13 protein-coding genes and 1 pseudogene are annotated in these 14,013 nt (G+C 63.5%); 4 read left to right on the forward strand and 10 right to left on the reverse strand.

Features of this window, described 5'->3' with window-relative positions; translation table 11 throughout:
• Both FS665_RS23535 and FS665_RS11100 read left to right on the forward strand, forming a co-directional pair.
• Positions 1-192: pseudogene (locus FS665_RS23535) on the forward strand (hypothetical protein); the annotation flags it as partial.
• 93 nt (positions 193-285) lie between these two features.
• Positions 286-1,170, forward strand: coding sequence for a formate/nitrite transporter family protein (locus FS665_RS11100; protein WP_145187672.1), 885 nt, complete (start codon positions 286-288; stop codon positions 1,168-1,170).
• A 1-nt stretch (position 1,171) separates the two neighbouring features.
• On the opposite strand, the gene FS665_RS11105 is transcribed toward FS665_RS11100, so the two are convergent.
• The 9 genes from FS665_RS11105 to FS665_RS11135 all read right to left on the reverse strand — a co-directional run bounded on the left by FS665_RS11105 (position 1,172) and on the right by FS665_RS11135 (position 7,630).
• Entirely contained in the window at positions 1,172-2,266 is a 1,095-nt protein-coding gene (locus tag FS665_RS11105; RefSeq protein ID WP_145187675.1) for an MBL fold metallo-hydrolase, read from the reverse strand.
• Between the two features lie 87 nt (positions 2,267-2,353).
• Positions 2,354-2,674, reverse strand: a complete 321-nt coding sequence (locus FS665_RS11110) for a DUF2025 family protein (RefSeq protein WP_145187678.1) — start codon at positions 2,672-2,674, stop codon at positions 2,354-2,356.
• A gap of 135 nt (positions 2,675-2,809) precedes the next feature.
• Positions 2,810-3,679, reverse strand: a complete 870-nt coding sequence (locus tag FS665_RS11115; protein ID WP_145187681.1) for an HlyD family secretion protein — start codon at positions 3,677-3,679, stop codon at positions 2,810-2,812.
• 11 nt (positions 3,680-3,690) lie between these two features.
• A complete protein-coding gene (locus FS665_RS11120) occupies positions 3,691-3,897 on the reverse strand; it encodes a DUF1656 domain-containing protein (protein ID WP_145187684.1) in 207 nt (68 codons plus the stop codon).
• Positions 3,884-5,872, reverse strand: a complete 1,989-nt coding sequence (locus FS665_RS11125; RefSeq protein ID WP_145187687.1) for an FUSC family protein — start codon at positions 5,870-5,872, stop codon at positions 3,884-3,886. The genes FS665_RS11120 and FS665_RS11125 overlap by 14 nt, the downstream gene beginning before the upstream one ends.
• Positions 5,873-6,036: 164 nt before the next feature.
• Positions 6,037-6,153: a cytochrome c oxidase subunit CcoM gene (ccoM, locus tag FS665_RS23820; RefSeq protein WP_306102582.1), complete on the reverse strand. Its 117-nt coding sequence runs from the start codon at positions 6,151-6,153 to the stop codon at positions 6,037-6,039.
• 135 nt (positions 6,154-6,288) lie between these two features.
• Complete coding sequence (locus tag FS665_RS23405; protein WP_023379090.1) at positions 6,289-6,450, reverse strand: hypothetical protein; 162 nt, start codon at positions 6,448-6,450, stop codon at positions 6,289-6,291.
• Positions 6,451-6,516: 66 nt separating this feature from the next.
• Positions 6,517-6,846, reverse strand: coding sequence for an aspartate-semialdehyde dehydrogenase (locus FS665_RS11130; RefSeq protein WP_145187690.1), 330 nt, complete (start codon positions 6,844-6,846; stop codon positions 6,517-6,519).
• An 88-nt stretch (positions 6,847-6,934) separates the two neighbouring features.
• A complete protein-coding gene (locus FS665_RS11135; protein ID WP_145187693.1) occupies positions 6,935-7,630 on the reverse strand; it encodes a M949_RS01915 family surface polysaccharide biosynthesis protein in 696 nt (231 codons plus the stop codon).
• Positions 7,631-7,761: 131 nt separating this feature from the next.
• On the opposite strand from FS665_RS11135, the gene rapA reads away from it, so the two are divergent.
• The gene (rapA, locus tag FS665_RS11140; protein ID WP_145187696.1) at positions 7,762-10,608 is read left to right on the forward strand and encodes an RNA polymerase-associated protein RapA; all 2,847 of its coding nucleotides are present in this window, start codon (positions 7,762-7,764) and stop codon (positions 10,606-10,608) included.
• A gap of 209 nt (positions 10,609-10,817) precedes the next feature.
• Complete coding sequence (locus FS665_RS11145) at positions 10,818-13,082, forward strand: bifunctional diguanylate cyclase/phosphodiesterase (protein ID WP_145187700.1); 2,265 nt, start codon at positions 10,818-10,820, stop codon at positions 13,080-13,082.
• Here FS665_RS11145 and FS665_RS11150 read toward each other — a convergent pair.
• Entirely contained in the window at positions 12,982-13,869 is an 888-nt protein-coding gene (locus tag FS665_RS11150; protein WP_145187703.1) for an NAD(P)-dependent oxidoreductase, read from the reverse strand. The two genes, FS665_RS11145 and FS665_RS11150, sit on opposite strands and share 101 nt — an antisense overlap.
• Positions 13,870-14,013: the final 144 nt, after the last annotated feature.

Here is a 14,013-nt window from a genome sequence, read left to right on the forward strand (position 1 = left end):
GAGCGTTTCGTCTCAACCGAGGCGCGCATTCTACGCTTTCCTCATTTGCTGTCAAGCGTTTATTTTGAAGTTTTTTCGAAGCGGCTTTCTTACGAAAGCGTTCAACTTCAACAACTTACCGCTTGCCTCGTTGCGTTCAACGCTGCGAGGAGGCGAATAATACGCGCTTTGAAATCAGAGTCAACACCTTGATCTAAAAAACTTATTTTCGTCCCCTGCGCCTGACCGGCAACTAAATGCATGCAGCACCGCTCTGTAGAGAAACCCCCTAGGAGCGTACTGGCAATGAGCGATGCGCAAAGCGAAAAGACCCCCGGCCTGTCGGCAGATGAAGAGAAGGAAATCGATGACAACCAGCCCCCGCGCGCCGCGGTGCTGCACGAGATCATCCGTACCCAGGGCGACCATGAACTGGAACGCACCCTGGCCGCGCTGTGGTGGTCGGCCCTGGCCGCCGGATTGACCATGGGCCTGTCGCTGATGGCCATGGGGCTGTTGTATTCACGCCTGCCCGATGGCGAAAGTTCCCAGGTCATCGCCGCCCTTGGCTATAGCGCGGGTTTCCTGGCGGTGATCCTGGCCCGCCAGCAATTGTTCACTGAGAACACCCTGACTGCCGTGCTGCCGGTCATGACCACCCCTACCCTGGGTAACCTCGGCCGCCTCCTGCGACTGTGGGGGGTGGTGCTGCTGGGTAACCTTGCCGGGACCTTGCTGGTGGCGTGGGTCATGCTGGAACTGCCTATCTTCGACAGCAAGACCGACGTCGCCTTCCTGGAAGTCGGGCGCAAGGTCATGGAAAACGATATGAGCCAGATGTTCGCCAAGGGCATCGTATCGGGCTGGATGATCGCCACCATGGTCTGGATGATTCCGTCCATGGAGCACGCCAAGATCTGGATCATCCTGATGATCACCTACCTGATGGCGCTGGGCGACTTCACCCATATCGTCGTGGGCTCGGTGGAAGTGTCCTACCTGGTATGGGCCGGTGAAGAGACCTGGAGCCGCTTCTGGCTACACTTCGCCTTGCCGACCTTGGCCGGCAATATCGTTGGCGGGAGCTTCATCTTCGCGCTGATCAGCCACGCCCAGGTGCGCAGCGACAGCGGCAAGTCACCGTCCAAGCTGCTGAGCGACGACAAGCAGGAACAGCGCGAGCGCGATTGAATCAGCGCTGCGCCACTGACCGCTCAACCGTGCTCTCGCCCTGGCGCGATGGGTGCGGTTGCCACCAGCGCGGCCCTTCATGGGGCATATCGATGCTCACTCGCTCTCCCATTTGCGGCGTGCTGAGCTTCACCTGGGCCTGGGCTGCCAGCGCGACGATGCGTTCGAACGGCTCTTGCCAGGCATGCAGGGCCAGATCGAACGTGCCGTTATGGATCGGCAGCAGCCACCGCCCACGCAGATCCACATGCGCCTGCAGGCTCTGCTCGGGCTGCATGTGCACATTGGGCCAGGCGACGTTGTAGGCACCGGTCTCGATCAAGGTCAGATCGAACGGCCCATAGCGCTCGCCAATCTGCGCAAAGCCCGCGAAGTAACCGGTGTCGCCACTGAAGAACAGTCGCGTTTGCTCATCGACGATTACCCAGGACGCCCACAGGGTGCGGTTGCTGTCCAACAGCCCGCGGCCGGAGAAGTGCTGTGCAGGTGTCGCGACAAAGCGCACCCCGTGCACCTCGGTCTCTTGCCACCAGTCAAGCTGGGTGACCTTGGCCGCCGGCACCCCCCACTCGACCAACAGGTCACCCACGCCCAGCGGCGCCAGGAAACGCTCGGCGCGCGAAGCCAGGCGGCGAATCGCCTGTTCGTCCAGGTGATCGAAGTGATCGTGCGAGAGCACCACCGCAGCCAGTGGCGGCAAATCATCGAGCCCCAGTGGCGGGGCATGAAAGCGCAGCGGCCCGGCCCACTGCACCGGCGATGCCCGTTCGGCGAATACCGGGTCGGTGATGAAGTAGCGCCCACGCAGTTTGAGCAATACCGTCGAGTGGCCCAGGCGCCACAGGCTGTGGTCAGGCGCATCGAGCACCTGCTGACGGCTCATCGCCTGCACCCTGATCGCAGCCGCCGGCCGCGTCTCTGGCGGCTTGCGCAGCAACAGGTATTTGAGGCCAATGCGCAGCTTTTTCAGGAAGCCGTCCTGGGGCAGGCTGGCCTGATTGTGAAAACGCCCGTCACGCTGAGGGGCGACGGGGTCGCCGGAACTCGCCAAGGGAGCCATAAGCAGCAACACTCCAAGCAACAACGAAGGCTTCATGTTACCCCACCGGGATCACATCAACCGTAAATGGCCTGATAAGCCGTGCTCAGGCTTGCCTGGCGTGGAGCATAGTTCGCTGCCTGCTCAGCGCAATGACCGCTCGGCCACGATCTCCGGCAGATCCTCGCGCTGCATATAGATGCGCAGTGGCTCGGCAATATTGAGCCGGTCATCGACGTGCTGGCTTAGCAGCAGTGCCAGGCGCTCGCGACACAGGGCCATGCGTTTACCCTGCAGCGCCCGCCAGACGAATTCGCTGCACGGGGTGATGCTGTCGTCTGCCACGTCCATGCCGAAGGCGTCTTCGGAAAAGCGCACGATATGCTCGCCGCGCTTGCCATGAAAGCCGACGAAGCCGTTGAGTTGGTCCGCTGCGCTGCAGATATCTTGAGAAGTGATGGCCATGAGGTAACCTCGCAATTGAACGAAAGAACGCACGCAAGGCCCGCGGTCGCCTCTACTGGACGACTCACAGCCGCCAGACTAGCGCATGCCCAGCGGGTGCGGCGAAGGATTTTCGTGGCAAATTGCAAGCGCCGATCAGCGCCGCGACTGATCCTCATGGACCTGCACGCTGGCGGTCATCCCCGCACTCAGGTGCACGCCCTGGGGAATGCTATCGAGCTTAATGCGGACCGGAATGCGTTGCGCCAGGCGTACCCAGTTGAAAGTCGGCTCGACCACCGGTAACAGTTGACCGTCGGGGTTGCTGTTGCTGTCGGTAATGCCACGGCTGATGCTTTGTACATGGCCCTGCATGGCCTCACCTGCGCCCATGAGCCACACGCTGACGCGATCGCCCACGCGTATGCGCGGCAGCTTGGTTTCCTCGAAATACGCCTGAATATAGAAGGTCGAGTCGTCCACCAGCGCCATCACCGCCTGCCCGGCATTGACGTAGTTGCCCTGGGCCAGGCGCAGATTGGTGATATGCCCGCTGCGCGGGGCGCGCACCTCGCTACGCGCCAGGTTGATCTTGGCCACCTGTAATTGCGCCTGCGCCTCGTGCAGCTCGCCGCGAGCGATAGCCGCGTTGATCTGGGCGTTTTCACGCAGCTCCGCGCTTATCGCCTCCGGGCCCAGCGCCGTGCGCCGCGCAGCCTCACGCTCGCGCAGGTGCAATTGCTGGGCGCGGGTTTCAGCCACGGCGCTGGCTTGCTCGAACGCCGCCTGAAACCGCTCGCGATCGATGCTCATCAGCACATCACCGGTCTTGACCTGCTGGTTGTCCTCGACCTTCAGCTCGCGCACCCAGCCCGAGACGTCTGGAGCGATCACCACCACATCGGCACGCACCCGCGCATCGCGGGTCCACGGCGTGAGCATGTAGTACTGCCAGAGTTGATAACCCGCCAGAACGGCGACGGCAACCACGCACAAAGTCACCAGTACGCGAACCACAGCACGCATTCAATCACTCCTCACAAAGGCCCAAGCAGACGCACCACCAGATACAGCACACACACGAACAAGGCCGCATCGAACAGCGCTTCGTGCCAGATCCAACGCCCGAGCGGCGTTGCCTGCACCAACAAGCGCAGCACGGCGGTCAACGCCAGTGCCATTAACACATAGATCAGAAACGGGCTGAGCAACACCCCGCCCAGCGCCCATTCACGCAAGCCCATCGGCATCCTCCTGCGAGCGGCACCATCTGCGCCAGCTGTTGTTCAACTGCAGCACCGCACCTTGCGCCAGGCGCAACGGGTCGCTGGCCGGCGCCTGCTGCAGCGCTTCGATGAACCGTGCGCTGGCGCTGTCCAGACGATGTTCGCGGCCGGCCGCTGGCCCTTGCGCCAATACCGCCTCGACCTGGCGCAAGTAGTCGCGATCAGCCCCCGCCAACGGCACCTGGGCCAACGCCAGGCACATGCGCAGATGCACCAGCTCATCGCCCAGGTCCAAGCCATGCAGGCCATCGTCCCAGCGCTTGCGCCGGTGGTTCGACAACTCGCCCGCATGCCGCGCCAGTTGCATCAGCCGATCAGCCATACGCCCGCCGAACCAGGTGTCGGCGCCGCGCAAATCCCGGCGGGTCAAGCGCACCAGGTCGTTGACGGTCGCCGCACGCAGGCGTCGCCCCAGCCACGCAGGGTGGCGAAACACCAGCAGACGGAACGCCATCACCGCCGCGCCCACGCCAACCAACATGGCCAAGGCACTGTTGAGCATGCTCGCCACCCCGAAGGTCATGGCATTGAGCGGTGCTACCAGGACGATGAAATGCAAACAGTAGGAGGTCGCCGTCGCCCCGGTACGCGGATGCGCCATGCCGAGCGCGCCGAAACCCAGCGGCACGCCCATGCCCAGGCACAGCATGGCGAAGCTGCTCCACTGCGGGAGGAGTATCTGCCCTACCAACAGTGCAACCGGGATCGCCAGCAAGATCCCGCGCAGAAAGCTCAGGCCGATCTGCGCGCCGTTTTCACGGCTGGCGAACAAGCTGCAGACCACGCAGGTCAAGACCAGCCCGCCGAGTGCCGACGGCCATGCGGTTGCCAGCCAGAAACCGCTCATGGCCAGAAATGCCAGGGCACTGCGTGAGCCAAACAGCAAGGCCAGGGACCAGTCGCGGTGCACGGCCAGCCCCTGGGCGGTGCTCCGCCCTGCCCTGCCGGCTTCGACATCGGTCAACGACTGGCGCGCGGCCATGGCGTTATCCAGGAGCAACGTCATGCGCGCCAGGCAATAGTGCTCGGCCGGGCTGATCTGCTGATCGTGAGCTGCATCCCACAGGCGTTGGCGCAACAGCAGCAAGCCTGCTTGATCGGAGTCGAGCAACTGCGTGCGCAACTGCTCGAACCACGGCGCAAGCCGCGCAGCTTCATGCGCATCGAGTTGCAGCCACTGCCGGCGCACCGAGCGGGCGATGCGCAGCAGCACCATGAGCGTGTGGCTCAAGCTGCGAATCGCTCTGGCCCGCTGCCGGCCGCGCTGCCCCTCGAACCAGGCGTGTTCACGCTGGGTGTCGATGGCGACGATGCGCCCGAGGCTGTCGAGCAGCCCTTTGCGCGCCTCGTCTTCGCCGCCGAGCATGGCGCTAGCCGCCTGCAGCCCGTTGGTCCAGGCCTGGCGCGCCTGCCCGGTCAATTGCTGCTCGACACGCAGCGGCCAGATCAAGGCGCTGCTGGCAGTGGCGCAAACGATCCCCAGGGAGATCTCGGTGCAGCGCGCCACAGCCTGGTCGAATACCTGCAACGGGTTGCCGATCGCCGGCAAGGCGATGATCGCGGCGGTGTAGCCGGCCAGCACGAAGGCGTAGGCCCAGGCGCTGCGCAGCTGCGTGGAAGCGGCGGTGCACAGCGCCAGCCACAGGGCCAAGGCCAGCAGGAACAACCACGGCGTCTGCGCGAACAGGCCGATGAACACCACCGACATGACCGTGCCCACCAGGGTGCCGGCCAGGCGTGCCAAGCCCTTCTGCACAACCATGCCGGACAACGGCTGGGCGACGATGAACGCGGTCATCAACGCCCACGCCGGCTGCTCCAACCCCCAGCGCATGGCCAGCCACAGCGCCAGGCCTCCCCCAAGCAAGGTCTTGAGGGCGAATTTGATGGCAAGGCTGCTGGGTGCGAAAAGCGCCTGGAGGGTGATGGGCACGGACGAACCTTATGCGCGGTGGCTAGTTACACGATAGACAACGGCAGATAGCATACTGCGCGACTTATTAATTAGCTAGCTAATCATCTATATAAACCACGCGCACAAAAAAATGGGCGACCGAAGTCGCCCTAAATGCCTTGCGTGCTCGTGAATCCGGAACCTCAGCGCGGCTTGCGCTTGTTGGCGTCCTTCCAGATGAAAATGCCCAGACCGGCAAAGAAGGCGAACATCAACCCGACCGTTACCACCCCCGCGATAACCACGTTGTCGAGAAACATGCTGGCCTCCTGATAGGTTTGCCGTCGTCCGATGGATGCAAGGTAACCAATCTGGCGGGGGAGAAAATTGATCAGGGTCAACTTCGCCCAGAACTGGGCTCACGAGGCGGGCGCAGGGATGACCTGCGTCAAATTTCAGCGCTTCTTGGGTTTGCCTTTGGGCTTCTTTTTCTTGGCGCCTGCCAATGGCATGGCCTGCTCGAACGCCTGGCGCACCTCGTTCAGGCGTTTTTCCTTGAGGTCATGGATGCGCTTGGCGCGCTCGGCATCGAAGTCGATGAGGTTGTCTTGGCTCATGGGTGGGCTCGACCGTCTACAGAACCTGCATCATGCCGCCGGCTAGCCGCGCTGACCAGCCCCCGCTCAGACTTCGATGTCCACCAGCAGGCCCTGGCGCGGGGTTTCGCCCATCAACGGTGCCACCGGCACGGTGTTGTCGGCGTTGAGCTCATCACCCGGCACAGCACTGTAGAGCTCGTCTTCACGCGGGTTGCGGCGCTTTTGCTGGCGACGCTGCTCCTCACGCAAGAGCAGTACCTGCTCCTGCGGATCGCGCTGGTGCTTGAGGTCGATCGCGCTTTCGCTGGACGACGGCTGCACGGGGACTACCGGCTTGATGTCGGGGGTCTGCTTGACCGGGTCCTGTTGCGAGGTCACGGGCGCGGCACTGAGCGGGATGATCGGCGGCAGCATGCAAGTTCTCCTGTACCCCTGTATCGGCCGACCCCAGGCCGGCTTGAGCGTGGCGGATCGGTACGCAGCTTGCCTAGGTAGACAGCGGTTACTGCAGATCGTCCTCGGGGTCATCGTCTGGCGGCGCGCTGACCTCGCTCCAGGGCCGCTTGTAGACTTGCTGCCACAGCCCATCAAGGTGCTCGCGCAGCACCGCGGGGGCGGTCTTGAGCGAGGCGCTGTCTTCGCGCTCACCGCCGATCGGCTGCTCCCCGGCCGGGCTGATCAGCGATTGGCCGGTGATGGTGTAGACCTTCTGCCCTTCACGCATTTCGATGGAGATGTCATGCGGGTCGATGCCACCGCCACAGTAGGCATGACTGGCGACGGTCACTTCGGCGACACCGTCCTTGTTCAGGTCGGTGACGTCGCTGACATCGGTATAGAAGTCGGCGTCCAGGTCGAGCCCTGGGCAGGTGGTTTCCTGTTCGATCTGCCAGCGCGGAACAAACGCATCGCGCTCGGCGGCACGCCCATAGAGCGTGGCCTTGAGCACCACCCGGTCGACTTCCTGCTCCGACTCGGCATCCACCGCCTGCCCGTCGCTGCGGCTCAGTACCAACAAGCCCTCGCCGTCGTGATCGCGAAAATGCACGCTCTTGAGCGGCGTCTGCACACCCAGCACTTCGAGTTGCTCGACCGGTATGGCAGGCAGGGTTTCAAAGCTTTTCTGTTCACAGGCAGCCAGCAACGACAAGCTGCCGATGGCCATACAGGTGTGCAACCAGCGGTGCGTGAACGACATAACGGCGCGCAACCCTTGTCAGCGAGACGGTGTTCTGCGATGAAACAGCTAGACTGATCGACTTCTGGGGTATGGTCCGCCCCCCTGATCCGTTAACATAGCCGGCTTTTCATCGCGGGAGTTCAGGCAGTATGGCGCAGCAGTATCAACCGGGGCAACGCTGGATCAGTGACAGCGAAGCGGAGCTTGGCCTTGGGACAATCCTGGCCCAGGATGGCCGCCTGCTGACCGTGCTCTATCCCGCCACTGGCGATACCCGCCAGTATTCCCTGCGCAATGCGCCGTTGACCCGCGTGCGCTTCTCGCCGGGCGACCAGATCACCCATTTCGAGGGCTGGAAGCTGACCGTGCGTGAAGTCGAGGACATCGACGGGCTGATGGTGTACCACGGCCTGGATGCTCAGAACCAGCCACGCACCCTGCCGGAAACCCAGCTGTCGAACTTCATCCAGTTCCGCCTGGCCAGCGATCGCCTGTTCGCCGGGCAGATCGACCCGCTGTCGTGGTTCAGCCTGCGCTACAACACCCTGCACCACACCAGCAAGCAGATGCAGTCGGCACTGTGGGGGTTGGGCGGCTGCCGCGCGCAACCGATCGCACACCAGCTGCACATCGCCCGTGAAGTGGCCGACCGCAGCGCCCCACGTGTTCTGCTGGCCGACGAAGTGGGCCTGGGCAAGACCATCGAAGCCGGCCTGGTGATTCACCGCCAGCTGCTCTCTGGCCGCGCCAGCCGCGTGCTGATCCTGGTGCCGGAGAACCTGCAGCACCAGTGGCTGGTGGAAATGCGCCGGCGCTTCAACCTGCAAGTAGCCTTGTTCGACGCCGAGCGGTTCATCGAGAGCGATGCCAGCAACCCGTTCGAGGATGCGCAACTGGCACTGGTGGCGCTGGAGTGGCTGGTCGAGGACGAAAAGGCCCAGGACGCGCTGTTCGCTGCCGGTTGGGACCTGCTGGTGGTCGACGAAGCGCACCACCTGGTATGGCATGAAGACCAAGTCAGCGCCGAATACGCCCTGGTCGAGCAATTGGCCGAAGTGATTCCTGGCGTGCTGCTGCTAACCGCTACCCCTGAGCAGCTTGGCCAGGACAGCCACTTCGCGCGCCTGCGTCTGCTCGACCCTAACCGCTTCCATGACCTGGCCGCTTTCCGCGCCGAGAGCGAAAACTATCGCCCGGTGGCCGAAGCGGTGCAGGAGCTGCTCGATCAAGGTCGCCTGTCGCCCGAGGCCCACGCGACCATCGAAGGGTTCCTCGGCGCCGAAGGCGAAGCCCTGCTGGCAGCGGTCAGCGATGGCGACACCCAGGCCAGCGCGCGTCTGATTCGTGAGCTGCTCGATCGCCATGGCACCGGCCGTGTGCTGTTCCGCAATACCCGGGCGGCGGTGCAAGGCTTCCCCGAGCGTCAACTGCACCCGTACCCGCTGGCCAACCCGGAGCAATACCAGGCGCTGCCCGCTGGCGAACGCGCCGAACTGTATCCGGAAGTCGCCTTCCAGGCCCTGGGCGAGACGGCCGATGAGCAACGTTGGTGGCGCTTCGATCCACGTGTCGACTGGCTGATCGACACCCTGAAAATGCTCAAACGCACCAAAGTGCTGGTGATCTGCGCCCATGCCGAAACTGCCATGGACCTGGAAGACGCCCTGCGCGTGCGCTCGGGCATTCCGGCCAGCGTATTCCACGAGGGCATGAGCATCCTTGAGCGCGATCGGGCAGCCGCCTACTTCGCCGATGAAGAGTTCGGCGCGCAAGTGCTGATCTGCTCCGAGATCGGCAGCGAGGGCCGTAACTTCCAGTTCGCCCACCATCTGGTGATGTTCGATCTGCCGGCGCACCCCGACCTGCTCGAACAGCGAATCGGTCGTCTTGACCGTATCGGTCAGCAGCACATCATCGAGCTGCACGTGCCCTATCTGCAGGACAGCCCGCAAGAACGCCTGTTCCAGTGGTACCACGAAGGCCTCAATGCCTTCCTCAATACCTGCCCGACCGGCAACGCCCTGCAGCATCAGTTCGGTTCGCGCTTGCTGGCGCAGCTCGCAGGCGGTGAGGCCAAGGCCTGGACTGCCTTGGTCAGCGAAGCCCGCGCACAGCGAGAGCGCCTGGAGGCCGAGCTGCACAGCGGTCGCGACCGCCTGCTCGAACTCAACTCCGGCGGCGCCGGTGAAGGCCAGGCCCTGGTCGAGGCGATTCTTGAGCAAGACGATCAGTTCGCCCTGCCGATCTATATGGAAACCCTGTTCGACGCGTTCGGCATCGACAGCGAGGACCATTCGGAGAACGCCCTGATCCTCAAGCCAAGCGAGAAGATGCTCGATGCCAGCTTCCCGCTGGGCGATGATGAGGGCGTGACCATCACCTACGATCGCGCCCAGGCACTGTCGCGCGAAGACATGCAGTTCCTGACCTGGGAGCATCCCATGGTGCAAGGCGGCATGGACCTGGTGCTGTCCGGTTCCATGGGCAACACCGCGGTCGCGCTGATCAAGAACAAGGCGCTCAAGCCTGGCACGGTACTGCTCGAACTGCTGTTCGTCAGCGAGGTAGTAGCCCCGCGCAGCCTGCAGCTGGGTCGCTACCTGCCCCCGGCAGCGTTGCGCTGCCTGCTCGATGCCAATGGCAACGACCTGGCCTCGCGCGTGGCCTTCGAGACCCTCAACGATCAGCTTGAAAGCGTACCGCGCGCCAGCGCCAACAAGTTCATCCAGGCCCAGCGCGACGTGCTCGCCCAGCGCATCAGCGGCGGCGAAGCGAAGATCATGCCGACCCATGTCGAACGTGTCGCCGAAGCCCAGCGGCGCCTGGCAGCGGAGGCTGACGAGGAGTTGGCGCGCCTCACCGCGCTCAAGGCCGTCAACCCAAGCGTGCGTGACAGCGAGATCGACGCCCTGCGCAAGCAGCGCGAGCAGGGTCTGGCCATGTTGGACAAGGCCGCCCTGCGGCTCGAAGCCATCCGCGTGCTGGTAGCCGGCTAGCACTGGATTCGCTGGCCCCTGAACCCCGCGCATCCTTGCAAGGTGCGCGGGGTTTTTCGTTATGCGAAGCCGCTATTTGGTCCATAACCAAATCATTGAAGTCAAAGTGCCATTATTGAGGAAGCTTTCGACGCGTCTTTCTATACTGCCTCGGGACCGTCCACGCGGTTGACGACGACGATCTGGCGAACTCGAACAAAGGGCATGCTATGGAATGGCTGGGGTTGCAACTGTTCGCCGGACTGCCGGCACACGGGCAGATCGTCATGGACTGCCGCCACGAGCCGTTATTGATCGTGATCGCCTTTGCCGTGGCCAGCGCGGCGTGCTTTGCCACCCTCGACATGGCCGAGCGCCAATCCCACAGCCGCCACGCCGCCGCCCAGCGCCAATGGCGCCTACTGGGCGCCTGCTGCCTGGCCGGCGGCATCTGGGCCATGCATTTCATCAGCATGCTGGCCTTACAGGCGCCGCTGGAAATGCACTACGACGCCACCCTCACTGGCCTGTCCTTGCTGATCGCACTGGCTGCGGCGTGGCTGGCCATGACCAGCCTCGATCGCAGCGACATGCGCGCGCATCATTATGTGCAAAGCGCGGTGCTGATCGGCGTGGGTATCATCCTCATGCATTTCGTCGGCATGGCGGCGATGCAGACCGGCGCGCAGCAGTACTACCAGACCAGCCTGCTGCTGGCCAGCGCGGCCATCGCGGTGATCACCAGCCTGGGTGCCCTGTTGCTGGCGCGCTTTTTTCGCAACGGCAGCGGCGTCGTGCATCAAGCGATGAAGTATGGCGCCAGCCTATTGATGGCCAGCGGCATCGTCGCTACCCATTTCACCGGCATGGCTGCCATGACCCTGGTCATACCTGCCGACACCGCACTTACCCTGCCTTCTGCTGACAACAGCCTGCAACTGAGCCTGACGGTGGCCTTCATCACCTTGCTCATCAGCGGCAGCAGCATCAGTGCTGCGCTGGCCGACAAAAAGCTGCAGAGCAAGGAAGAAGACCTGCGTCGCTACGGCGTCCTGCTCAGCCAACTGGATCAAGCCCGCGCCTCGTTGCAGCAAGCTGCCCATTACGATGCCTTGACCAACCTGGTCAATCGCCGCGGCTTCAACCAGCTGTTCGCCGAGCGTCTGGCCGAGCAGGATGCCAATCACAGTCGTCTGGCGGTGATGTTCCTCGACATCGACCACTTCAAACGGATCAACGACAGCCTTGGGCATGACGCAGGCGATGAACTGCTCAAGGCGATCGCCGAGCACATCAGCGCCGCGACGCGTAGCCAGGACCTGGTGGCGCGCCTGGGGGGCGACGAATTCTGTGTGGTGACCAGCCTCAACAACCGGGACGATGCGCGTCATCTGGCCCAGCGCATCATGCAACGGATGAAAGATCCGATCGACCTGGGTGGACGGCGCATGGTCATGACCACCAGCATCGGCATCAGCCTGTATCCCGATGACGGGCTGACAGCAGAAGAGCTGCTCAAGCACGCCGACCTTGCCCTTTACCAGTCCAAAGGCAACGGGCGCAACAGCCTGCATTTTTTCAACAGCTCGCTGAAAAGCCGGGCCAGCCTGGCCCTGCAGTTGGAGGAGGAGCTGCGCATCGCTCTGCTCGAGGAGCGCGGTCTGTGCGTGCATTACCAACCGATCTTCGACGCTGCCAGCGGCCAGGTGGCCAAGCTCGAAGCCCTGGTGCGCTGGCAGCACCCGCTGCATGGCTTGATGGGGCCTGACCGGTTCATCGGCGTCGCCGAAACCAATGGCCTGATCGTCGACCTCGACTTGTGGGTGCTGCGCCACGCCTGTCAGGATCTGGCTCGCCTGCACCAGCATGGCCATGCCAACCTCAGGGTCACGGTCAATTGCTCGGCGGTGACCCTGGGCCACGAGTCCCTGCCCAACGAAGTGGCGATGGCGCTGGACCAGGCGGGCCTGGCGCCGAGGTACTTGGAACTGGAAGTCACCGAACATGCATTGATGGGCGATATCCAGCACACCGTCAACCTGCTCAAGCGCGTGCGTAGCCAGGGCGTTGGCCTGTCGATCGATGATTTCGGTACTGGCTACTCATCGTTGGCCTACCTCAAGCGTCTACCCCTGGACGTGCTGAAGATCGACCGCACGTTCCTGCACGATGTGCCCACCAACTCCAAGGACCGGCAGATCGTCCAGGCCATCATCGCGATGGCCCACACCCTGCACCTGAAGGTGGTCAGCGAGGGCGTGGAGACGCCCGATCAGCATCACTTTCTGGCCAGTAGCGGCTGCGACTACCTGCAAGGCTACCTGCTCAGTCGTCCACTGCCGATGGGCGATCTGCGCGCCCTGCTCGAGCGGCTCGACAGCCAAGCCTGGGCGCTTACTCCTCGCTGCGATAAAGCTCCACCAGGGTCGCCGGATCCTTTTCCAGATAACCCTGGCCACCGTGCAAGCGCATCAACTGCGCAGCCAGGCCACTGACGGGCGTTGCGGCGCCGTGTTCGCGAGACAGCTTGACCGCACCGTCCAAGTCCTTGAGCAACGTGCGCACGTGCCATCTGACCGGTTCGAACTGGCGCTTGGCCATCTGCGGTGCAAGGATCTGCAGCGGCTTGGAGTCGGCGAAACCACCGGCCAGGGCGTCGGCCAGCAGGCTGGCGTCCACCCCTGAGCGCTCGGCCAATGCCACCACTTCGGCGATGACCAGGGCATTGCAGGCCACGATCATCTGGTTGCACGTCTTGGTCACCTGCCCTGCCCCTACCCCGCCCATGTGCGTAACCCGCTGGCCGAGCACCTGCAGCACTGGGCGAGCACGCTGCAGATCAGCGGCTTCGCCGCCCACCATGATGGCCAGGCTACCGGCTTGCGCGCCCGCGACGCCGCCGGAGACCGGCGCATCCAGCCACGCCATGCCGCACCGGGCTGCCAGTTCCGCAGCCATTTCCCGGGTGGCGGTAGCTTCCAGGCTCGAGCAATCGATCAGCAGTTGGCCGCTGCGCCCGCCTTGTGCGATGCCCTGCGCGCCGAACACCACCTCACGCACGACGGCGGTATCGGCCAGGCACAGCACTACCATGTCGCTGCTGCGGCACAGCTCGGCCGGATTGCTGGCCAGGCGCGCACCGGCCGCGAGCAACGACGCGCATTTGTCCGGGCTGCGGTTCCATACCGTCAGGGGATAGCCAGCGGCCAACAGGCGCTGACACATCGGCAGGCCCATCAGGCCAATTCCGGCAAACCCCAGCGAAGGCAATGCTTTACTCATGAGCAACTCCAGGCAGCAAATCGAAGAACCCGCACCAGCGGGTGTGCAGGTGCCAATCCAGCGTAAAAACCTTAGAACTCGTAAGGGAAACCCCTATCGCATGGCCGGAGAGTCCGTTGCTACAGTCGCGCTATACCCGTACTG

Source organism: Pseudomonas sp. URMO17WK12:I11 (genome assembly GCF_007677725.1).
GTDB lineage: Bacteria > Pseudomonadota > Gammaproteobacteria > Pseudomonadales > Pseudomonadaceae > Aquipseudomonas.